We start from the raw sequence: 22,743 nt of genomic DNA on the forward strand, positions 1-22,743 counted from the left end.
GACGTCGGCGGGCGGGCTCAGAAGCCGTCCGAGCCGCCCTCGGCGGTGTCGGGGGCGGCGACGAAGAGGGACAGGGTGTCCGCCACGCAGGCCGCGTGCTGCTGGCCCTCGACCTCCACCGTCATCCGGACCGCGGCCAGGTGGCCCATCGGGGTCTCGCGGACGCTGGTGACCTTGGCGCCGCCGCGGACCCGGGCGCCGACCGGGATCGGGCGGGGGAAGCGGACCTTGTCCAGGCCGAAGTTGACGCCCAGTTTGACGTTGTGGATCTCGAAGATCGCGCGCATCATCGCGGGCAGCAGGCCGAGCGTCATGTAGCCGTGGACGATGGTCCCGCCGAACGGGCCGGTGGCGGCGCGCTCCGGGTCCACGTGGATCCACTGGAGGTCGCCGGTGGCGTCGGCGAACTGGTCGACGCTGTGCTGGGTGACGTCGAGCCATTCGCTGTAGCCGAGGTGCTCCCCGGTCGCCCCGGTGAATTCGGCCAGGTTGGCAAAGGATCTCATGCGGGTGATTCTGGGCGGCCGTCCATGGCACGGACAAGGCGTCGGGGGGCCGTGGGGCCGTTCGGTCAGCGTGCCGTCAGTTGGCCGTCAGCGGAGGGGGCGGGGCGGCGGGAAAGGCCGGAGGCCCGCCGGCGCCGGGAGCGCGGGCGGGCCTCTGGGGCAGGGTGGGGAGGGCTCAGCCGTAGCGCTTGAGCTCGTGGAAGAAGTCCGGGACGGTGTGCAGCTGCCCGGCCGCGAGGACGCGGTCGTAGACGTGCTTGGCGACGGCCATGTCGAGCACGCCGAGGCCGAACGGGGAGAAGACCACCGGCCGGTCGGACGGCGGGGTGATCGTGCCGGTGAGCACGTCGTAGAGCGTGCCGGCGACGAACTCGCGGTGGCCGACGCGCTGTTCGGCCAGGTGCGGCGAGGTGCCGGCCTTCATGCAGTGCTCGATGTCGTCGACGACGTTCCACGAGTCGAGGACGATCTCGGGGGAGAGGTCGCGCAGCGAGACGTGCAGCACCAGCGGGTTGTGCGAGAACCACTGCGGGTCCGTCACGTGCGGCTCGCCGGCGATGGTGGCGAAGACCACCAGGTCGCTGGAGCGGATCAGGTCCTCGGCCTTGTCGTGGACGGTGATCTCCACGCCCTCGCCCTCGGCCCGGCGCAGGTAGTCGGAGAAGCCCTCGGCGTGCTCGGCGGACAGGTCGTGGACGCCGGCCGCGGTGAAGTCGAAGCCGTTGGCGGCGAGGTAGGTGTGCACGTAGCGGGCGATCAGGCCGACGCCGAAGAAGCCGACCCGGGTCGGGCGCTGGCCGCGGGCGTCGGCGAGCCGGGCCGCCGCGAGGGCCGCGGAGGCGGCGGTGCGCGCCGCGCTGATGATCGAGCTCTCCAGGCAGGCGAACGGGTAGCCGGTCTCGGCGTCGTTGAGGATCAGGACGGCCGAGGCGCGCGGGAGGCCGGCCGCCACGTTGTCCGGGAAGCTGGAGATCCACTTGATGCCGTGCACGCCGACCTCGCCCTTGACCGAGGCCGGCAGCGCGATGATCCGGGAGGACGGGCGGTCGGGGAAGCGCAGGAAGTACGAGTCCGGGTTGACCGTCTGCCCCTCGCCGTGCAGCCGGTATGCGGCCTCGACCGTGGCGACGACCTCGTCCTCGTGCCCGTTGAGGGCCTCGTGCACCTGGGCGCCGGAGACCACGGCGAAGGGAGGGACCTGATTCATGGGAACAGTGCTCCTGGTCGGAGGGGTGCGGATCGGAGGGTGGGGAAACGGGAGGGGCGGAGGAGGGGTCAGCCGATGCGGGCCAGGCCCTTGGCGCGCTGCCGCGCCCGCCCGCGCGAGACCACCAGCGGGTCCCAGTCCGGGCCGCGGTCGGGCAGCCGGGAGGGGTCGCCGAGCACCGCGCCGCCGAACACCTCGCGCAGCAGCCCGCGTCCGATGATGTCGGAGGCGGCGGCCATGCCGCTGTTCGCGACCGCGGCGATGCCGCTGCCGTAGCGGACGCTCTGGCCGACCACGTACAGGCCCTCGACCTCGGTGCGCACGTCCGGCCGCTGGTTGGAGCCGCCCCAGCTGGCCATGCCGTACGGGGTGCCGCCGGTGGCCCGGATGTAGCGCTCGTGGGTGAGCGGGGTGGCCGTCTCCAGGTGGGTGATGCGCTCCCGGAACGGGCCGATGACCTTCTCGGCGGTGGCCAGCATGACCTCGGTGAGCTGCTGCTTGCGGGCGAGGTAGGCGGCGTTGCGGCGGTAGGGCTCGCCGTCGGCCGGGCCGCCCTCCAGGCCCCAGAACCCGTAGCCGGGCGGCAGGCCCGTCATGAGCTGGAAGTTGCTGTGGCCGGGCGGGCAGACGGCGGTGGCGCCCGGGTCCTTGAGGGAGGCGAAGGAGAAGGTGAGCGCCGGCACCGAGTCCATCGAGCCGTCCCGCGCGTACCGCTCCAGCATGGCGGCGTGCGCGCCCTCCATGTCGTCGCTGTCGTGCCACCAGAGGTTGGCGTTGGGCAGGCCCGGCAGTTCGGTGTCGAGCCCGATGTACACCGAGACGAAGGAGCCGCGCATGGTCGCCGCGCGGGTGCGGGCCACCACCTCGGCGGGGAAGGCGTCCTCGCCGCCGCACAGGTCGAGGACGGTGCGCCGGTAGTCCGCGTTGGAGATGACCAGCGGGGCCGAGACCCGCTGCCCGTCGGTGAGTTCGACGCCGGTGGCGCGCCCGTTCTCGACCAGGATGCGGCGGACGTCGCAGCGGGTGCGCAGTTCGCCGCCGTGCGCCTCCAACGCCTCGACGAACGCGGCGACCATCGCCTGGCCGCCGCCCTCGGGGTAGTACGCGCCGCGCAGGTAGTGGTCCATCATCGAGGCGTGGTGGGCCAGGCTGATGCCGTCGGGCATGGTGCCGTAGTTGCCGGCCTGCGCCGCGAGCAGCGTGCGCGCCTTGGCGGAGAGGCCGAAGTGGCCCAGGGCGTCGGCGAAGGTGCGGCGGGACCAGCGCATGGTCTGCGGGGACTTGCGGAACAGGTCGACCAGGGACTCGCCGTTCAGGCCGGCGCGGGTCGAGCCGGCCACGTTCTCGGCGAGTTCGAGGAAGCCGGAGATCCGGTCGGCCTCCTCGGGCAGGGCCTGCCGCAGCCGGTCGCGGTAGGCGTCCCAGCCGGCCGGCACGTCGACGGTCGCGGTGGGCGTGATGATCCGGTCGAAGCCCTGCTCGTTGTCCATCGGCCGGAACCGCACCCGGTCCAGGACGCCGAGGCCGGCCAGGATCGCCGGGAAGTGCCCGTCGGGGCCGCAGTCGCCGAGGTAGTGCGTGCCGACGTCGAACTCGTACTTGCGCCGGCGGCGGAACACGTGCGCGTTGCCGCCGGCGATGTCGTGCTGTTCGAGGACGAGGACGCTGCGCCCGTCGGCCGCCAGGTAGCCGGCGGTGGTCAGGCCGCCGATGCCGCTGCCGACGACGATCGCGTCGTAGTGGTCGCGCAGTCCCTGGGCCCCCTGCATTCGTGCTCCCATCAGAACGTGCCGCCGCCGTGGATCTCGAAGACCGACCCGCTGATGTAGGCGGCGCGGTCGGAGACCAGGAAGGAGACCAGGTCGGCCACCTCCTCGGGCTTGCCGGCCCGGCCGAGGGCGACGTTCTTCAGCATCCGCTCCACCGCGGCGTCGGACATGTCGCCGACCATGTCGGTGGCGATCAGGCCCGGCGCGACCACGTTGGCGCGCACGCCGCGCGGGCCGGTCTCCTTGGCGAGGGACTTGGTGAAGCCGATGATGCCGGCCTTGGACGCGGCGTAGTTGGCCTGGCCGAGGTTGCCGTAGATGCCGGACACCGAGGACAGGTTGACGATCGATCCGCTGCGGCGCTTGCTCATCGCGAAGGCGGCGGCGCGGCACACGTGGTACACGCCGTCCAGGTTGGTGCGCAGGACCTGGTTCCAGTCGTCCTCCGGCATCAGGATGACCGGGCGGTCCCGGGTGATGCCGGCCGAGGTGACGGCGGCGTCCACCGGGCCGACCTCGCGCTCGGTGCGGTTGTACCAGTCGCGGACCTGCTCCGGGTCGGCCACGTCGCACTGGGTGGCCGTGATCCGGGTGCCGAACTCTCCCGCCTGCTTGGCGAGTTGCTCGGCGGCCTCGGCGTTGGAGCGGTAGCAGAAGGCGACGTCGTAGCCGTCCTGGGCCAGGCGCAGCACGATGGCCTTGCCGATGCCCCGGGACCCGCCGCTGACCAGGGCGATCACGCGTGCTCCCCGAAGAGTCTCAGGACGGCGCAGCCCACCGCGCCGTCACGGTCGACGGCGGACACCAGGGCGATCCGGCCCCGGGCCGCCGGGTCGGCCTCGGCCACGCCGAGCACCGCCTGGATCTGGAAGGACGCGGAGGCCGCGCTGGTGTCGCCGAGCAGTTCCATGGACGGGACCCGGCCCAGTGCCTCGGCCGGCAGCAGCGCGGCGAGCGCGTCGTACTCGGCCCGGCCGGCCGCGGTCGGCGCGGCGCACGGGACGGCGGCCCAGACCTCGTCGGCGGTGACGCCGGCGCGGGCCAGGGCGCGCTGCACGCACGCGGTGACGGCGGCCTTCGGGTCGTCGTCGATGTCGACGCGGGTCTCCACCGCGAGCACCGCGGCGAGCGCCGGGCGCTGGGCGGTGCCGGCGTGCTCGACCACGAACAGGCCGCAGCCCTCGCCGAGCAGCGGCGTGGAGTCGCCGGCCGCGACGGCGGTGTGCTCGATCCAGGCGTGCGCGGCGGAGAACTCCTCGGCCGAGCCGACCAGGTACTTGGTCGCCCGGCCCTGGCCCATCAGGCGCCGCGCGTAGTTGAGGGCGAGCAGGCCGCTGACCCGGCCGCCGGCGACGGTGGTGTTGGGGCCCTTGAGGTCGTGCCGGATGGCGGTGGCGCCGGCGGCGTGGTTGAGGCTGCCGAAGGGGATGCGGCCGGCGTCGACGTGGAAGGGCAGCGCGTTGGTGTAGGACTGCTTGAGGAAGTTGGTGACGTTCTCCAGGCTGCCCATCGAGATGCCGAGGACCACACCGGTGCGGTCGTCGGTCTCCACCACCCGGTTGCCGTCGGCGTCCTTGAGCAGGCCGTCGGAGGCGACCAGGGCCAGCGCGGTGAGCCGGTCCATCTTGGCGGTGCCGGTGGGGCCGAGCAGGCCCTTGATGTCGAAGCCGGGCACCAGGCAGACGTCGGGCGACGGCAGCGTGCCGAGCGCGGCGTCCGCCTTGACGGCGGTCTTGGCGCCGGCGCGCACGCCGGACGCGAAGTCCTGGCGGGTCAGGCCGTACGGCGACACGGCCGACCAACCGGTGATGACGAGTGTCTCCGGCGGCAGGGCCGCCGGGGTGGCTGCGGTGGTCATCGTCAGACTCGCTCTCCGTACGTGCCCAGAATCAGGATGGCGTTGTTGCCGGCGAAGGCGCTGGAGTTGTTCTCCACGATCCGGACCTCCGCGTCGACGGCCTGGTTGGGCACGACGTCCAGCGGGCAGTCGGGGTCGGTCTCCACGTGGTTGATGGTCGGCGGGATGAACTGGTGCTCGATGGCGAGGCTGCAGGCGATCGCGCCGAGCGCGCTGGCCGCGCCCATCGAGTGGCCGAGCATCGACTTCACCGCGACGGTGCGCGGCGGTGCGTCGCCGTACACGTCGACGATGGCGGCCGACTCGGTCTTGTCGTTGGCCTTGGTGCCGGTGCCGTGCGCGGAGATGAAGTCGATCTCGTCCCGCTCGACCCCGGCGTCGTCCAGGGCGAGCCGGATGCCGCGCGCGATGCCGTCGCGGTTCGGCGCGGTCGGGTGGGCGGCGTCGCAGCTGAGACCGTACCCGAGCACCTCGGCGTAGATGTGCGCGCCGCGGGCGAGGGCGGACTCCAGGCTCTCCAGGACGAGGATGCCCGCGCCCTCGCCGGTCAGGATGCCCTGGCGGTTCTTGTCGAACGGGCGGACCACGTCCGGGGTGAGCGCGCCGAAGCGCTTGAACAGCGCGAAGGCCTTGCGGCAGACGGCGTCGGCGCCGCCGCACAGCGCGATGTCGACCTCGCCGGAGCGGATCGCGTCCAGCCCGTAGCCGATCGAGTAGTTGCCCGCCGCGCAGGCGGTGGTGATGGTGGTCGGCTCCACGTTCGGCATCCGCAGCTCGCGGGCGATGACGGTGGTGAGCCGGCCGGCGTTGATCCGGCGGGACAGCACCGGGTCCATGCCCTCCGGGTCCCCGGCCGCGAGCTCCTGCTCGACCAGCACGCCGATGTCGTGCCCCTCGCCGTCGGTGGTGCCGACGCTGATGACGGCCTGGCGCTCGCCGAGGTCGGCCTCGGTGAGCCCGGCGTCCTCCACGGCCATCCGGGCGGCGGCGACGGCGAACTGCCCGGCGCGGCCCATGTCGTCGAGGGGGACGTTGCGGATCCAGCGCTCCGGCTCGAAGTCGGGGACCTCGCAGGCGATGTTCTGGCCGAACCCCTCGGTGTCGAACCGGGTGATCGGCCGCGCACCGGAGCGGCCGGCCCGCAGCCCCGCGGTGTACTCCTCGACACCCGTGCCGATGCTGGAGATCGCCCCGAGGCCGGTGAGGACGACCCGGCGGCGGTCGGCGGGCACGCCGGCGCGGGGTGCCGCTGGTGACTGTGCGGTGGACATGGGACTCCTTAAGCAGTGGGATGCCTGCGGGCGGGGGTTCCGGTCCCGGAACCCGCCCCGATCACCAGCCGGCGGCCGTCGCGGTCACCTGGTACGTGGCCTCCACGTTCACCATCTTCGGCAGCTCGTTCATGTCGATGACGATGGAGTACTCCATCTCCAGGGCGCTGAGCACGTCGATGAGCTTCAGCGAGTCGGCGCCCAGCTCGTCGACGAACAGCGCGGTGTCGGCGAACTCGGTGTGCACGTCGATGTTCTCGGCGATGATTTCGCGGATCCGGGTGAGACGCTCCGGCGCTACCGTCGTCATGCTCGTTTTCCTCCGTTTTTGCGGGTGCCCTGTGCGGGCGCCCTGGGGTGCCCGGAAATCGGGCCTCTGAGCAGCAAATTAGTCAGGCCCGATGACGGGTCGATGACGTCCAACTGACCGCTCACTGACGGGTCCTGGCGGGGTGTCGCGTGCCTGGTGGGGAGGGGTGTCGGGGACAAAACGGCCGCCCGCCGCACCGGCGGGCGAAGGCCCTGGGGGTGCGGCGGGCGGCGGGGTCGGAGCCGTCCGGCGGCGTTCTTCCGGATTCCGGGCGCGGGCCCGGCCGGTCAGCCCTGCTGCTGGAGGCTGAGCGGGCGCATGTCCGTCCAGTTGCCCTCGATGTGGGCGACGGCGGTGGCCCGGTCGGTGGCCTCCAGGGTCACCGACCAGCCCTCCGGGACGGCGGCGAAGGACGGCCACAGGGAGTGCTGCCCCTCCGCGTTGACGAGGACGAGGAAGGTGCCGTCTTCGCGGTCAAAGGGGTTCGCCATGACTGTTCTCCAGATCTCGGGATCGCGGGACGTGCCGGGTTGACCGGGCGTCAGGTGGTCGGGGTGCCGGCCGGGCTCGCGGCCAGGGCGGCGAGGGCGTGTTCGACGACCGCGCCGATCGCCGCCGCCGGTGCGGGTTGCAGCAGCTGCTGGTGCCCGCTGTCCACGTCGTGCGCGAGGACGGCGGAACCGACGTGCGGCTCCCAGCTCTTGACCTTGAGGGCGCGCTCCTCCGGGGTGGGGCGGGTGTCGCCGCCGACCGCCACGAAGAGCGTCATCGGGCAGCCGTCGAAGCGGCCCGGGGTGAACCGCTGGAACAGCTCCAGGTTGTTCCGCATGACCCCCAGCAGCCGTTCCAGCGTACCCGGTTCGAGCGCGGCGAGGGGGCCTTCGGTGCGGGCCAGGTGTGCGGCGACGCCTTGCGGGGTGAGCCGTTCCGGCTCCGCCGCGTCGACCCCGGCCTCGGCCAGGAAGTCGGCGAGGAACTCGGCGTCGCTGGGCCGGGCCCCGAGGGCGTCGTCGGGGTAGGCGTCCAGGTTGGCCAGGAACGCCACCTGTTCGCCGGCGGCGTGCAGCCGGACGGCCATCTCGTGCGCCACGACGCCGCCGTAGGACCAGCCGAGCAGGTGGTACGGGCCGTGCGGCTGCACGGCGCGCACCCGGGCCAGGTACTCCTCGGCGACGTCGCCCAGGTCGGTCGGCAGCGGGCCGTCGTCGGACAGGCCGCGGGCCTGGAGGCCGTAGACCGGCTGCTCCGGGTCGAGGTGCTCGGCGAGCGCCGCGAACGGGATCGCGAAGCCGAGGCCGCCGTGCACGCAGAACAGCGGGGGCCGCCCGCCGGTGGGCCGGATCGGCAGGACGGGCCCGAGCAGGTCGACCGCGCCGCCCCCGGTGGCGGCGGCCGCGGCCAGCGCCTCCAGGGTGCGGTGCTCGAAGACCGCGCCGAGGCTGATCGGCAGCCCGGCCCGGCCGGCCGCGTTGACCAGCCGGATCGCCTTCAGGCTGTCCCCGCCGAGGGCGAAGAAGGAATCGTCGGGGCCGACCGGGCCGGTGCCCAGGACCTCCTCGACGGCGGCGCAGAGCAGCCGTTCCGGCTCGGTGCGGGGCGCCCGCGGGGCGCGGGCCGAGGGGGTGGCCGCGGGGGCGGGCAGGGCCTTGACGTCCAGCTTGCCGTTGGCGTTCAGCGGCAGTTCCGGCAGTGCGGTGTAGCTCTCCGGCACCATGTGGCCGGGCAGCGAGCGGGCCAGGTGGCCCTGCAACTCGGCCGGTCCGGGGGTCGGCCGGCCGTCGGCGGGCACCAGGTAGGCGACCAGGCGGCGCTGGCCGGCGGCGTCGGCGGGGGCCAGGACGGCGGCCCGGGCGACGGCCGGGTGCTCGGCCAGCAGCCGTTCGATCTCGCCGAGTTCGACCCGGTAGCCGCGGATCTTGACCTGCTGGTCGGCGCGGGCGACGTACTCGATCCGGCCGTGCCGGTCCCAGCGGACCAGGTCGCCGGTGCGGTACATGCGTTCCCCGGGCGCGCCGAACGGGCAGGCGGTGAAGCGGGCGGCGGTCAGCGCGGGTTGGCCGAGGTAGCCGCGGGCCAGGCCCTCGCCGGCCAGGTACAGCTCGCCGACCACGCCGCGCGGCACCGGCCGCAGCGCCTCGTCCAGGACGTACGCGCGGGTGTCGCCGATCGGCAGGCCGATCGGGACGGTGCCCTCGGCACGGCCGAGGTCCTGGCCGGTGGCGAAGGTGGTGGTCTCGGTGGGGCCGTACACGTTGAACACCGTGGTGTCCGGCAGGGCGGCCCGCAGCCGGTCCAGGTGGTCGCGGGAGTGCGCCTCGCCGCCGGTGAGCAGCGCCCGCAGCGGGGCCAGGGCGCGCGGCCGGGTGTCGGCGATGGTGTTGGACAACTGGGTGGTGAGGAAGGCGACGCTCACCCGGGCGAGGGCCAGGAAGGACTCCAGGGCCTGCGGGTCGGCCGGGCCGGGCGGGTGGACCGCCACCCGGGCGCCGTGGGCGAGCGCGCCCCAGATCTCGAAGGTGGAGGCGTCGAAGGCGACCGGCGCGAAGTAGAGGAAGGTGTCCGCGGCGGTCGGCGCCAGCTCCGGCAGGCCCAGGACCAGGCGGACGGCGGCGCGGTGCGGGACCGCGACGCCCTTGGGCTTGCCGGTGGAGCCGGAGGTGTAGATGACGTACAGCAGGTCGTCGGGGTCGATCGGGGCGGCGGGCACCGGGGCGGTGACGGGCCGGTCGGCCAGGTCGGCCAGGGTTTCGGGGGCGTCCAGGAGCAGCTCGACGACCCCGGCGGGGAGCTCCCGTTCGGCCAGGGAGCGTTCGGTGACGAGCAGCCGGGCGCCGCTGTCGGCCAGCATGTCGCGGACCCGCTCGTCGGGGTAGGACGGGTCGATCGGCAGGTAGGCCGCGCCGGTGCGGGCGATCGCCAGCAGGGTGCTCACCACGGCCGGGCCGCGCTCCAGGCGCAGCGCCACCAGGTCGCCCCGGCGGGCGCCGCGCGCGGTCAGCAGGTGGGCCAGGCGGTTGGCCTCGGCGTCCAGTTCGGCGTAGCTGGTGTGCCGCAGCCGCTCGGGGTGGCCGGGCTCGGTGTGGACCAGCGCGACCGCGTCCGGGGTGGCCGCGATCCGGCGGTCCACCAGGGCGGTGAGGGTGCTGCGCGGGGTACCGGCCCGGTGGGTGCCGAGGGCGAGCAGTTCGGCCTCCTCCTCGGGCCCGAGCAGGTCCAGCCGGGACAGCGGCCGGGCGGGCTCGGCGAGGGCGGCGGCGAGCAGTCGCAGGTAGGCGTCGGTGATCCGGCGGGCCGTGGCGGGTTCGAACAGGTCGGTGCGGTACTCGACGGCGAGCGCGAGCGCGCCGCCGGCCTGCTCGGTGAGCTGGAAGAACAGGTCCCACTTGGCGGTCCGGACGGGCACCGGCTGCTCGGTCACGGCGAGCTCCGGGTCGTCCTCGGGCGCCGGGGCCGGGCCGGCCTGCTGGAAGCCGAGCATCACCTGGAACAGCGGGTGCCGGGCCATCGAGCGCTCGGGGTTGAGCACCTCGACGAGCTTCTCGAAGGGCACGTCCTGGTGCTGGTGGGCGGCCAGGTCGTAGGCCCGGACCCGTTCGGCGAGCTCGCGCAGTCCCGGGTCGCCGGAGGTGTCGGTGCGCAGCACCAGGGTGTTGACGAACATGCCGACCAGCTCGTCGAGCCGCTCGTCGGTGCGGCCGGCGATCGGGCTGCCGAGCGGGATGTCGGTGCCCGCGCCGAGCCGGGTGAGCAGGGCGGCGAGCCCGGCCCGCAGCAGCATGAAGGCGCTGACGCCCCAGGCGGCGGCGAGCCGGTGCAGCTCGGCGGTGAGCGGCTGCGGCACGGTGGTGCGCACGACGTCGCCGCGGTGCTCGGCCCGGGTGCCGCGCGGGTGGTCGAAGGGCAGCGCCAGTTCCTCCGGCAGGCCCTTCAGGGTCTCGGCCCAGTAGGCGAGTTGGCGGGTGAGTTCGCTCTGTGGGTCGTCCTCCGCGCCGAGCAGTCCGCGCTGCCACAGGGCGTAGTCGGCGTACTGGACGGGCAGCGGCGGCAGTTGGGCCGGGCGGCCGGCCACCCGGGCCCGGTAGTACGCGGTGAGGTCGCGGGTGAGCGGGGCGAGCGACCAGCCGTCGCCGGCGATGTGGTGCAGGACGATCGTCAGCACGTGCTCGTCCGGGCCGAGCCGGAACAGGCGGGCGCGGAGCGGGAGGCTGCGTTCCAGGTCGAAGCCGCGCGCGGCCTCGGCGGCGAGGGCGGCGGGCAGGCCCGCCTCGGTGGTCTCGCTCACCGGGAGCGGGACGGCGGCCTCGGCCGGGGTGAGCACCCGCTGTTCGGCCGGTCCGCTGCCGGTGGTCCCGGGGGTGGTCCCGGGGGTGGTCCCGGGGGTGGCCCCGGCGGGGGCGTGTTGCGGGAAGACGGTGCGCAGCGCCTCGTGCCGGGTGACCACATCCTGCAGGGCGCCCGTCAGGGCGGCGGTGTCGAGCCGCCCGGAGAGGCGGATCGCCAGCGGGATGGCGTACAGCCCGCCGGGTGCGCCCAGGTGCTCGACGAACCAGAGCCGCTGCTGCGCGTACGACAGCGGCAGCACGGCCGGGCGCGGCCCGGCGGCGAGCGGGGCGCGGCCGGGTGCGGCGGCGGCCAGCCGTTCGGCGAGGCGGGCGGGGGAGGGGGCCTCGAAGAGGTCCCGCACCTGGAGTTCGGCGCCGAGTTCGGCGCGGACCCGGTTGACGATCCGGGTGGCGAGCAGCGAGTGGCCGCCGAGGGTGAAGAAGTCGTCGTCGACGCCGACCCGGTCGAGTCCGAGCACCTCGGCGAAGACGCCGCAGAGCTGCTCCTCCTCGGCGGTGCGCGGGCTGCGGGCCGAGGTGGTGTACGCGGGAGCGGGCAGGGCGCGGCGGTCGAGCTTGCCGTTGGCGGTCAGCGGCAGCGCGGCGAGCGGGACCACGGCCGCCGGGACCATGTACTCGGGCAGCCGCTCGGCGGCGAACTCCCGCAGCCCGGCCGGGTCGGCGCCGTCGCGGGGCACCACGTAGGCGACCAGGCGCTGGTCGCCGGGCCGGTCCTCGCGGGCGATCACGGCCGCCTCGGCGACTGCGGGGTGTTGGCCGAGGACGGTCGCGATCTCGCCCAACTCGATCCGGAAGCCGCGCAGTTGGACCTGCTCGTCGGCGCGGCCCAGGTACTCCAGGGTGCCGTCGGCCCGCCAGCGGCCGAGGTCGCCGGTGCGGTACATCCGGGTGCCGCCGGGCTCGAACGGGCAGGCGACGAAGCGGGCCGCGGTGAGGTCGGGGCGGCGCAGGTAGCCGCGGGCCAGGCCGGGGCCGGTGATGTACAGCTCGCCGGGCACGCCGGCCGGGACGGGCTGCAGGGCGCCGTCGAGCAGGTAGACCCGCAGGTCCGGGATGCCGCGCCCGATCACGCTGCCGCCGCCGGCGGCGGCCGTCGGGGCGTCCAGCTCCTGGTAGGAGACGTGCACCGTGGTCTCGGTGATGCCGTACATGTTGACCAGGCGCGGCGCGTCGTCGGCGTGCCGGGCGTACCAGTCGGCGAGCTTGCCGATGTCCAGCGCCTCGCCGCCGAACACCACGGTCCGCAGGGCGAGCGGGCGCGGGCGGTCGGCGTCGGCGCGCATCAGCTGGTAGAAGGCGGACGGCGTCTGGTTGAGGACGGTCACCCGCTCCTCGGCGAGCAGGTCCAGGAAGGCGTCGGGGGAGCGCGACACGTCGTACGGCACCACGACCAGCCGGCCGCCGCGCAGCAGCGCGCCCCACAGCTCCCAGACGGTGAAGTCGAAGGCGATGGAGTGGAACAGCGTCCACACGTCGCCGGGGCCGAAGTCGAACCAGTCGTCGGTGGCCTCCAGCAGCCGCGCCACGTTCTGGTGCGGCACCACGACGCCCTTGGGGCGGCCGGTGGAGCCGGAGGTGTAGATGACGTAGGCCGGGTGCTCGGGGGAGACCGCGGTGTCCGGGGCGGTGGCCGGGTGGGCGGCCAGCGCGGCGGCCGTCTCCGGGGCGTCCAGGTCCAGGCGCGGCAGGTCCGGGCGTGGCAGGTCCGGGGCGTCGGGCGGCTCGGGCAGCACGCCGCCGGCGGTCAGCAGCAGCGCCGGACGGGCGTCGCGCAGGGTGTAGCCGATCCGGTCGGCCGGGTGGCCGGGCTCCAGCGGCAGGTAGGCCGCGCCCGCCTTGAGGACGGCCAGGACGGCGACGATCAGCTGGACGCCGCGCGGCAGCGCGACGGCCACCAGGCTCTCCGGGCCGGCGCCGCGGGCGGCGAGCAGGTGGGCGAGCCGGTTGGCCCGCTCGTCCAGCTCGCGGTAGCTGAGGGCGGCCTCGCCGGGGGCGGTGACCGCGACGGCGTCCGGGGTGCGGGCGGCCTGCTCGGCGAACAGCTCCGCGACGGTGGCGCGCCGCGCGGGCTCCCGGGGGGCGGCCGAGGCGCCGCTCCACTCGCCGAGGATGCGGGCCAGTTCGGCGGGCTCGGGCGCGCCGAGCCGGGCGAGCGGGGCCTGCGGGTCGTCGGCGACCTGCTCCAGGACGCGGACCAGCCGGTCCAGGACGCGCTGCGCGGACGACTGCGGGTCCTCGGCGGTGTCAGTGTGCTCAGCGGCCTCGGCGAAGGCCGAGGGCCGGTAGGCGAGGTGCAGGTCCAGCCGCTCGCCGGGGAAGACGGTGAGGCTCAGCGGGTAGTGGGTGGCCGAGAGCACCTGGGCGGAGCTGACGGTGCCGCCCGACTCGCGGAACAGCGCGGCCTCGTCCAGCGGGTAGCTCTGGAAGGCGAGGACGGTGTCGAACAGCTCGCCCTGGACGCCGGAGGCGGCCTGCGCCTCGGCGAGCGGCAGGTGTTCGTGCGGCATCATCGCGAGCTGCTGGCGGGCCAGCGCCTCGAACAGCTCGCTCGCCCGCTGGTCCGGGCGCAGATCGGCGCGGACCGGCAGGGTGTTGGCGAACAGGCCGATCATCGACTCGACGTCCGGGACCTCGGCCGGGCGGCCGGAGGTGACCGACCCGAACACCACGTCCTCGCGGCCGGTGAGCCGGCCGAGCAGCAGCGCCCAGCAGCCCTGCACCACGGTGTTGAGGGTCAGGCCCCGGCCGCGCGCCCAGCCGGCGAGCGCCGCGGTGCGCTCCGGCGACAGGAACCCCCGGACGAGCGACGGCAGTTCGAGGGACTCGCCGTCGCCGGCCGCGGGCAGCGCCCGGACCGGCCCGTCCAGGCCGTCCAGCAGCTGCGCCCAGGCCGCCCGCGCGGCGGCCCGGTCGCGGCCGTTCAGCCAGGTCAGGAACGAGCGGTACGGCGCGGGTGCGGGCAGCGCCGCCGCCCCCGCCTCGTCGCCGAGCAGCACCAGCTCGCGGACGGCCAGCGGGAACGACCAGCCGTCCATGACGATGTGGTGCACCGACCAGAGGAACCGGTGGTGCCCCGCGCCCAGCCGGATCAGGGTGAACCGCATCAGCGGCGGCCGCGCCAGGTCGAACCGGCGCAGCCGGTCCTCACGCGTCAGCCGCTGCGCCTCCTCCTCCCGGTCGGCCTCGGGCAGGTGGGTGAGGTCGTGCAGCTGCCACTGCGGCTCGACCTCGGTCTCCTTGAGGACGACCTGGACGGGCTCGCCGGTCTTGCGGTTGCGGAAGCAGGCCCGCAGGTTGGGGTGCCGGCGCAGCAGCGCGGCCGAGGCCGCGCGCAGCCGGGCGGCGAGCTGCTCGCCGTCACCCGCGCCCGGCCCGTCGATCTCCGCGACGAACTGGAGGGTGTACAGGTCGGGCGAGGCCTGGTCGTACGAGGACAGGAACAGCAGCCCCTGCTGGAGGGGGGAGAGCGGAAGTACTTCGCTGATCTTCGACCCGGTTCTGGGGGCGGTCGTCACGAAAGTTCCTCATTCAACTCGAATTCCAGATCGGCCAGTTCCTCGTCGGACAGGGCGATCAGACTGCTTTCGGGCTCCGTCGGGGCGGACTCGGCGGGGTTCTGCTCCTGCTCCTCGGCGACCTGGGCCAGGGCGGCGGCGGTCTTGTGGGTGAAGATGTCGCGGGTGGTGAGGGTGAGTCCGGCCTTGCGGGCGCGGCTGACGACCTGGATGGAGCGGATGCTGTCGCCGCCGAGGGCGAAGAAGTCCTCGTCGATGCCGACCCGGCCGGTGCCGAGGACCTCGGCCAGGATCTCGGTCAGCACCTGCTCGCGCTCGGTGCGCGGCGCGCGGGCCTCCTCCTGGTCCCCCAGGTCGGGCCTGGGCAGGGCCTTGCGGTCGAGCTTGCCGTTGGGGGTGAGCGGCATGGCGGGCAGCACCAGCCAGGACGCCGGGATCATGTACCCGGGCAGCAGCTCGGCCAGGTGACGGCGGATCCGGTCCGGGTCTACGTCGGGGCCGGTGAGGTAGCCGATGAGGCGGGGGTTGCCGGAGGGGTCGGGGAGGACGGCGACGGCGGCGTCGGCGACGGTGTCGAGGGAGCGGATGACGGCTTCGATCTCGCCGGTTTCGACGCGGCGGCCGCGGATCTTGACCTGGTGGTCGCGGCGTTCGATGAATTCGAGCTGGCCGTCGGGTCGTTGGATGACGCGGTCGCCGGTGCGGTACATGCGGGTGCCGGGTCCGGCGTACGGGTCGGCCATGAAGGTGGCGGCGGTGCGGGCGGGGTCGTGGAGGTAGCCGCGGCCGACTCCGGCGCCGCCGATGTAGAGCTCGCCGGGGACGCCGACGGGGACGGGCTGGAGTTCGTCGCTGAGGACGTAGAGGCGGGTGTTGCGCACCGCCGTCCCGATCGGGACGCGGGCGGTGAGCGTGTCGCCGGCGCGGATGATCGCGTGGGTGACGTCGTCTGAGCACTCGGTGGGGCCGTAGGCGTTCATCATCGGGATGTGCGGGTGGCGGGCGTGCCAGCGCTGGCACAGGTCCGCCGGGAGGGCCTCGCCGGTGACCATCAGCCAGCGCAGGTCCGGGAGTTCGGGGGCGTCGCCCTCGGTGTCCCAGGCGTCCAGGGCGGCGCGCAGCAGGGAGGGGACGACCTCCAGGACGGCGATCTTCTCGTCCCGGGCCATGCCGAACAGGGCGGCCGGGTCGGCGGCCATCTCCGTCCCCGAGACCCGGACGGTGCCGCCGACGACCAGCGGGGCGAGCATCTGCCAGACGGAGACGTCGAAGGTGAGCGGCGCGTTCTGGACGACGCCCTCCCCGGCGGCCAGGTCGAGATCGCCGACCTTGGCCCAGAGGTGGTTCATCATGCCGGAGCGCTGCACCATCGCGCCCTTGGGCTTGCCGGTGGAGCCGGAGGTGAACATCACGTACGCCAGGTCCAGCCCGGTGCCCACGCAGTCGGGCAGGGCCCGTGCGTCGGCGGCCTGCTCCAGGCCGATGACGGTGACCGGCCCGCCCTGGACCGCGCCGGCGAACTCGGCGGCCTGCTTCTCGTACCCGGCGCCGACCAGCAGGTGGCGGGCGCCGCCGTCCTCCAGCAGCCCGGTGTTGCGGGCGGCCGGGGCGGCCGGGTCGAGCGGCAGGTAGGCGCCGCCGGCGCCGATCACGCCCAGCACGCCGGTGATGAACGGGACGCCGGGCTCGGCGAGCATCGCGACCACCGAGCCGGTGGTGACCCCGGCCTCGGCGAGGCCCGCGGACAGGCCGCCGGCCGCCTCGACCAGCTCCCGGTAGGTCAGCGAGCCGGCGCCGTCGGTGACGGCGGTGGCCTCGGGGGTGCGGGCGGCGACGGCGCGCACCCGCTCGACGACGCCGAGGCTCTCCTCGGGGATCGACGGGTCCCAGGCGCCGAGCAGTCCGCCCAGCTCGCCGGGGGTGCCGGTGCCGGTGAGGTCCGCCGGGGCGGTCACGTCGACCTGGGCGAGCGGCAGTCCGGGCCGCTCGGCGACGGTCCGCAGCAGGTGCTGGAAGATCGCCGCGACCCGCTCGACCTCGGCCCGGCCGAACAGGCCGGGGTTGTAGTCCAGCCGCAGGTGCAGGCTGTCGCCGGGGTGGACCACCAGGCTCAGCGGGTGGTGCCGGGCGTCCAGGGCCTCGGTGCGGACGATGCGCGGGCCGTCGGCGACGCCGGTGTCGAGGCCGTTCTCGTCCAGCGGGAAGTTCTCGAACAGCACCACGGTGTCGAAGACCTCGCCGGACAGGCCGGCGGCCTGGTGGATCGCGGCGAGCCCGAGGTGCTCGTGCGGGAGCAGCGCGGTCTGCTGGTCCTGGAGGGCGTGCAGCAGTTCGGCGAGGGTGTCGCCGGGGTGCAGCCGGGCCCGGACCGGCACGGTGGTGAGGAACATGCCGATCATCGACTCGACGTCCGGGACCTCGGCCGGGCGGCCGGAGGTGACGGCGCCGAACACCACGTCCTGGCGGCCGGTGAGCCGGCCGAGCAGCAGCGCCCAGCAGCCCTGCACCACGGTGTTGACGGTCAGGCCCTGGGTTCGGGCCCAGCCGGCGAGCGCGGCGGTCAGCTCGCGCGGCACCTCGGCGAGCACCGCGTCGGGCAGCGCCGGGAGGCGGCTCGGGTCGGCGGGGACGAGCAGGGTGGGCTCGTCGATGTCGGCCAGCACCTCGTGCCAGGCGGCCCGGGCGGCCGTGCGGTCCTGCGCGGTCAGCCAGGCCAGGTACGAGCGGTACGGGGCCGGGTCGGGCAGCAGCGCGACGTCCGCGCCGGGCGCGCAGAGCGCGAACAGCTCGCGGACGAGCAGCGGCATCGACCAGCCGTCGACCAGGATGTGGTGGCTGGTCCAGATGAACCGGTGCCGGCCCTCGCCGTGGGTGACGAGCGCGAAGCGCAGCAGTGGCGGCGCGGCGAGGTCGAAGCGGCGGGTGCGCTCGGCCTCGGTGATGCGGTTCAGCTCGGCGGCCCGGGCGGGCTCCGGCAGGTCGGTCAGGTCGGCTTCCAGCCAGGGCAGTTCGGCGTGCTGGGCGATGACCTGGACGGGCTCGCCGGTGGCCCGGGCGCGGAAGGCGGCGCGCAGGTTGGGGTGCCGGTCGAGCAGGGTCTGCCCGGCGGCGCGCAGGGCGTCGGCGTCGAGGTCGCCCTCGATGTCGGCGACGATCTGCAGGGTGTAGACGTCGACCGCGTCCGCGGCGCTGCCGGCGGCGGTGTCGTAGTCGGCGTGGAAGAGCATGCCCTGCTGGAGCGGGGTGAGCGGCAGGACGTCGGCGAGGGCGGTGCCGGCCTCGGCGAGTTCGGCCTCGTACTCCTCGATCTCGTCCTGGGCCAGGGCGACCAGCGGCAGGTCGGAGGGGGTGCGGCCGCCCGCGCCGGGGGCGGTGGCGTGCCGGGCGAGCAGTTCGAGGGCGCGGAACCAGGTGTCCGCGACGTCCTGGGCGTCCTCCTCGGCGACGGTCCGGCCGGCCCAGGACCAGTTGGCGATCAGGTGCGGGCCGTCGTGCCGGTCCTCGGTGGCCGGGGTGACGTCGAGCAGGTGCGGCAGCGGCATGCCGGGGTGGGCGCCGGTGCCGACCACGCCGTCGCCGCCGGCCGGCTCCCAGAGGCGGGCCTCGCGGGCGTCGAAGCGGCCCATGTAGTTGAAGCCGATCTGCGGCTTGTGGTGGCCGGCCAGGGCGCGGGCGGCGTGCGGGTTGAGGTAGCGCAGCAGGCCGTAGCCGACGCCGCGGTCGGGCAGCGCGCGCAGCTGCTCCTTGATCCGCTTGAGGGCGGCGGCGAGGGCGGGGCCGCCGGCCCAGAGCTCGTCCCAGTCGAGCGTGCCGGGGTCGAGGCGCATCGGGAAGGCGCTGGTGAACCAGCCGACGGTGCGGGACAGGTCGAGGCCGTCGCTGAGCTGCTCGCGGCCGTGGCCCTCCAGCTCGATCAGGGTCTGGGCGTAGTCGGCGCGGCCGTGCCGGCGGCGCCAGTCGGCGACGGCGAGGGCGAGGCCGGTCAGCAGGACGTCGTTGACCTCGGCGTGGAAGGCCGCCGGGACGTCGGTGAGCAGCGGGCCGGTGACCTCGGGGCCGAGCTCCAGGCGCAGGGTGCGCTGGGTGCCGTAGACGTCCGTCTCGGGGTCGAGCCGGTGGGTGCCGACCAGCGGGTCGGGGCCGGTCAGGATCGACTGCCAGAGGGCGAGTTCGGGGCCGCGGACCTGGGTGCGGGCCTGCGCGGCGAGCAGCTGGGACCAGGCGCGGTAGGAGGTGCCGACCGGGTCGAGGGCGGGGGTGCGGCCGGCCGCCAGCGCCTCGCAGGCGGCGGCGAGGTCGGGCAGCAGGATCCGCCAGGACACGCCGTCGATGACCAGGTGGTGGGCGGAGAGCACCAGCAGGGCGGTGTCGGCGCCGGGGGCCGCGCCGATCAGCACGGCCTGGATCATCACGGCGGCAGCGGGGTCGAGCCGGGCGCGGGCGGCGGAGGCCTGCCGCTCGGCGAAGCCGAGGGCGTCCTGGTCGTCGGCGCCGCTGCCGGCGCCGTTCTCGGCGGTGGCGACCAGGCGGACGCCGGCGAGCGCGCCGGGGGCCAGTGCCTCCAGGTGCCACAGGCCGGGGGCGGGTTCGGTGGCCCGGGTGCGCAGCGCGTCGTGGTGGTCGACCAGGGTGTGCAGGGCCGCGTCGAGCAGTTCGGCGTCCAGGGCGGCGGGGACCCGGACGACCACGTGCTGGCTGTACTTGACGACCGGGCCGGTGAGGCTGGTGGTGTCGTCGTGCAACTGGCCCATGATCGGGGTGAGTTCGTACGGGCCGGTGCCGCCCGCGTCCTCGGCGGGCGCGGTCGCCGCCGTGGGGTCGGCGCCGCCCGCGATCCGGGCGAGGGCGGCGGCGGTCTTGTGGGTGAAGATGTCGCGGGTGGTGAGGGTGAGTCCGGCCTTGTGGGCCCGGCTGACGACCTGGATGGAGCGGATGCTGTCGCCGCCGAGGGCGAAGAAGTCCTCGTCGATGCCGACCCGGCCGGTGCCGAGGACCTCGGCGAGGATGTCGCAGAGGACCCGCTCGCGCTCGGTGCGGGGGCCGCGGAGGGTGTCCTGCTCGCCGAGGGCGGGCTTGGGCAGGGCCTTGCGGTCGAGCTTGCCGTTGGGGGTGAGCGGCATGGTGTCGAGGACGAGCCAGGACGCCGGGATCATGTAGCCGGGCAGCAGTTGGGAGAGTTCGGCCCGGACCTGTGCGGGGTCGACGCCGGGGCCGGTGAGGTAGCCGATGAGGCGGGGGTTGCCGGAGGCGTCGGGGAGGACGGCGACGGCGGCGTCGGCGACGGTGTCGAGGGAGCGGATGACGGCTTCGATTTCGCCGGTTTCGACGCGGCGGCCGCGGATCTTGACCTGGTGGTCGCGGCGTTCGATGAATTCGAGCTGGCCGTCGGGTCGTTGGATGACGCGGTCGCCGGTGCGGTACATCCGGGTGCCGGGTCCGGCGTAGGGGTCGGCCATGAAGGTGGCGGCGGTGCGGGCGGGGTCGTGGAGGTAGCCGCGGCCGACTCCGGCGCCGCCGATGTAGAGCTCGCCGGGGACGCCGACGGGGACGGGCTGGAGTTCGTCGCTGAGGACGTACAGCCGGGTGTTGCGGACGGCGGTGCCGATGGGGACGCGGGCGGTGAGGGTGTCGCCGGCGCGGATGACGGCGTGCGTGACGTCGTCGGAGCACTCGGTGGGGCCGTAGGCGTTCATCATCGGGATGTGCGGGTGGCGGGCGTGCCAGCGGTGGCACAGGTCCGCCGGAAGGGCCTCGCCGGTGACCATCAGCCAGCGCAGGTCCGGGAGTTCGGGGGTGGTGCCGTCGAGGTCCCAGGCGTCCAGGGCGGCGCGCAGCAGGGAGGGGACGACCTCCAGGACGGCGATCTTCTCGTCCCGGGCCATGCCGAACAGGGCGGCCGGGTCGGCGGCCATGTCGGTGCCGGAGACCCGGACGGTGCCGCCGACGATGAGCGGGGCGAGCATCTGCCACACCGACACGTCGAAGGTGAGCGGCGCGTTCTGGACGACGCCCTCCCCGGCGGCCAGGTCGAGGTCGCCGACCTTGGCCCAGAGGTGGTTCATCATCCCCGAGCGCTGCACCATCGCGCCCTTGGGCTTGCCGGTGGAGCCCGAGGTGAACATCACGTACGCCAGGTCCAACTCGCCTCCGACAGGGGCGAGTTCGGCGCCACTGATGGAGTCGGACGGGTCGGCCAGCGGCAGGGCGGTGGTCGCCCCGGCGGTGAGCTCGGCGGCCTGCGCCTCGTACCCGGCGCCGACCAGCAGGTGGCGGGCGCCGCCGTCCTCCAGCAGCCCGGTGTTGCGGGCGGCGGGGGCGGTCGGGTCGAGCGGCAGGTAGGCGCCGCCGGCGGCCTGGACGGCCAGCACACCGGTGACGAAGGGGACGCCGGGCTCGGCGAGCATCGCGACCACCGAACCGGTGGTGACCCCGGCGGCGGTCAGCCGGGCGGCCAGGCCCGCCGCGCGGGCGACCAGTTCGCGGTAGTCGATCCGCTCGGCGCCGTCGGCCACGGCCACCGCGTCGGGCGTACCGGCCGCGACGGCGCGGACCCGCTCGACCAGGCCCTGGTCGGCGGCGGTGGCCGGATCCCAGGCGCCGAGCAGCCCGAGCGGTTCGCCGGTCGCGCCCAGGCCCACCTGGCCGAGCGGACGGTCCGCGGGCATGGTGGCGAGGGTGCCGAGGAAGGTCTCGAACCGGGCGAGGTGGGTGGCGAGTTCGGCCGGCTCGTACAGCTCGGGGTTGCCGTCGAGGTGGATCTCGACGGTGCCGTCGTCGGCGTTCAGGACCGTCATGATGAGGTCCTTGACGATGCCGGTGGACAGGTTGACCACGACCCCGCGGCAGTCGCCGAAGGCCAGCTCCGGGTCCTGGTTGAGCACGTTGATGAACGGGCCGAAGGCGCGCTGGTCGTCGATCCGCAGGCCGATGTCGCGGCGGACCTTGTCCCCGCGGTAGCGCTGGTGCTTCAGCGTGCCGGCGACCTCGACCCAGGCCGCGCGCAGCAGTTCGGTGCGGGTCATCTCCGGGCGCACCCGGACGGCCAGCGGCAGGTAGTTGGCGAGCATGCCGGGGATCTCGCGGCTGACCGCGCCGACCCGGCCGGTGACCGGCAAGGTGAGCAGCGGCGCCGCGACCCCGGTGACGCGCTGGGTGTAGGCGGCCATCGCGGCGACCATCAGGACCGGCATGGTGACCTTGCCGTCCTGGGCGAGGGCGTGCAGCGCGGCCGTGGTCGCGGGGGAGAGCCGGGCGGTCTCGCGCAGCGCGACCCGGCCGGGGGCCGGCTCCTGCTCGGAGAGCGAGACCAGCTCGGGCACCGCGCCGTGCCGGTCGGAGGTGAGGCGGTCCGTCCAGTAGGCGCGGTCCTTCTCGACCATCGACGAGTCGAGGTACTTGCGCTCGGCGTCCAGCAGCCGGTGGAAGGCCGGCATGGCGTCGGCGTCCAGCTCGGCCGGGCCCTCGCCGGCGGCCAGCCGGGTGTAGGCGCTGGACAGCTTGGGGTAGAGCAGCGAGCGGCTGAAGCCGTCCGCGAGGATGTGGTGCATGCACAGGTAGAGCAGGTGGTGCTCCGGGGCGAGCCTGATCAGCGCGCCGCGGAACAGCGGGAAGTCGGTGACCTTCATCGGGTCGGCGTGGTCGGCCCGCATCCACCGCTCGGCGGCCGCCGAGGGCTCAGCCTCGCCGCTGAAGTCCAGCGTCTTGAGCGGGAGCTGGGCGAGCGGGCGGATGATCTGGCCGGGGGCGCCGTCCTCCTCGACGAACTGCACCCGCAGCCCCTCGGCCTCGTGGCCGAGGCGTTGCAGCGCCCGTCCGAGCAGCTCGGCGTCGAGCGGTCCGCGCAGATCGATGTAGTCCGCCATGTTGTAGGCCAGCGGCCCGGCGGCGAACTGCTCGTCGAACCAGATCTCGGCCTGTGCCGCGGTGAGCGGAAGGACAGCGTTCCGGTTTGTCGTCACTGCTTT

At 74.5% G+C, this 22,743-nt stretch carries 10 protein-coding genes; all 10 read right to left on the reverse strand.

The window, feature by feature from the left end:
* Positions 1-17: 17 nt before the first annotated feature.
* The 10 genes from ACFVX9_RS08440 to ACFVX9_RS08485 all read right to left on the reverse strand — a co-directional run bounded on the left by ACFVX9_RS08440 (position 18) and on the right by ACFVX9_RS08485 (position 22,737).
* A complete protein-coding gene (locus ACFVX9_RS08440) occupies positions 18-506 on the reverse strand; it encodes a MaoC family dehydratase (protein ID WP_063348721.1) in 489 nt (162 codons plus the stop codon).
* 175 nt (positions 507-681) lie between these two features.
* Positions 682-1,713, reverse strand: a complete 1,032-nt coding sequence (gene sbnB, locus ACFVX9_RS08445; RefSeq protein ID WP_380372982.1) for a 2,3-diaminopropionate biosynthesis protein SbnB — start codon at positions 1,711-1,713, stop codon at positions 682-684.
* A gap of 68 nt (positions 1,714-1,781) precedes the next feature.
* On the reverse strand, positions 1,782-3,482 hold the full coding sequence (locus ACFVX9_RS08450; protein ID WP_387981026.1) for a phytoene desaturase family protein: 1,701 nt from the start codon (positions 3,480-3,482) through the stop codon (positions 1,782-1,784).
* 11 nt (positions 3,483-3,493) lie between these two features.
* The gene (fabG, locus tag ACFVX9_RS08455; RefSeq protein WP_063348724.1) at positions 3,494-4,222 is read right to left on the reverse strand and encodes a 3-oxoacyl-ACP reductase FabG; all 729 of its coding nucleotides are present in this window, start codon (positions 4,220-4,222) and stop codon (positions 3,494-3,496) included.
* On the reverse strand, positions 4,219-5,340 hold the full coding sequence (locus ACFVX9_RS08460) for a beta-ketoacyl synthase N-terminal-like domain-containing protein (RefSeq protein ID WP_107452908.1): 1,122 nt from the start codon (positions 5,338-5,340) through the stop codon (positions 4,219-4,221). The genes fabG and ACFVX9_RS08460 overlap by 4 nt, the downstream gene beginning before the upstream one ends.
* A gap of 2 nt (positions 5,341-5,342) precedes the next feature.
* On the reverse strand, positions 5,343-6,611 hold the full coding sequence (locus ACFVX9_RS08465; protein ID WP_380372974.1) for a beta-ketoacyl-[acyl-carrier-protein] synthase family protein: 1,269 nt from the start codon (positions 6,609-6,611) through the stop codon (positions 5,343-5,345).
* A gap of 61 nt (positions 6,612-6,672) precedes the next feature.
* Positions 6,673-6,921 (reverse strand): acyl carrier protein, encoded by a 249-nt coding sequence (locus tag ACFVX9_RS08470; RefSeq protein WP_063348726.1) that lies wholly within the window; start codon positions 6,919-6,921, stop codon positions 6,673-6,675.
* A 287-nt stretch (positions 6,922-7,208) separates the two neighbouring features.
* On the reverse strand, positions 7,209-7,412 hold the full coding sequence (locus ACFVX9_RS08475) for an MbtH family protein (protein WP_063348727.1): 204 nt from the start codon (positions 7,410-7,412) through the stop codon (positions 7,209-7,211).
* A gap of 50 nt (positions 7,413-7,462) precedes the next feature.
* Positions 7,463-14,779: an amino acid adenylation domain-containing protein gene (locus ACFVX9_RS08480; protein WP_387981029.1), complete on the reverse strand. Its 7,317-nt coding sequence runs from the start codon at positions 14,777-14,779 to the stop codon at positions 7,463-7,465.
* The gene (locus ACFVX9_RS08485; protein ID WP_387981031.1) at positions 14,776-22,737 is read right to left on the reverse strand and encodes an amino acid adenylation domain-containing protein; all 7,962 of its coding nucleotides are present in this window, start codon (positions 22,735-22,737) and stop codon (positions 14,776-14,778) included. Before ACFVX9_RS08485 ends, ACFVX9_RS08480 begins: the two co-directional genes overlap by 4 nt.
* Between the last annotated feature and the right edge of the window lie 6 nt (positions 22,738-22,743).

It is taken from the genome of Kitasatospora sp. NPDC058243, from assembly GCF_042882025.1.
GTDB lineage: Bacteria > Actinomycetota > Actinomycetes > Streptomycetales > Streptomycetaceae > Kitasatospora.

Bases quoted from the DNA above. Each gene is read 5' to 3' on its own strand.
- ACFVX9_RS08470 (WP_063348726.1), bottom strand. From the start codon at position 6,921: ATGACGACGGTAGCGCCGGAGCGTCTCACCCGGATCCGCGAAATCATC.
- ACFVX9_RS08450 (WP_387981026.1), bottom strand. From the start codon at position 3,482: ATGCAGGGGGCCCAGGGACTGCGCGACCACTACGACGCGATCGTCGTC.
- ACFVX9_RS08460 (WP_107452908.1), bottom strand. From the start codon at position 5,340: ATGACCACCGCAGCCACCCCGGCGGCCCTGCCGCCGGAGACACTCGTC.
- ACFVX9_RS08475 (WP_063348727.1), bottom strand. From the start codon at position 7,412: ATGGCGAACCCCTTTGACCGCGAAGACGGCACCTTCCTCGTCCTCGTC.
- ACFVX9_RS08465 (WP_380372974.1), bottom strand. From the start codon at position 6,611: ATGTCCACCGCACAGTCACCAGCGGCACCCCGCGCCGGCGTGCCCGCC.
- ACFVX9_RS08440 (WP_063348721.1), bottom strand. From the start codon at position 506: ATGAGATCCTTTGCCAACCTGGCCGAATTCACCGGGGCGACCGGGGAG.
- sbnB (WP_380372982.1), bottom strand. From the start codon at position 1,713: ATGAATCAGGTCCCTCCCTTCGCCGTGGTCTCCGGCGCCCAGGTGCAC.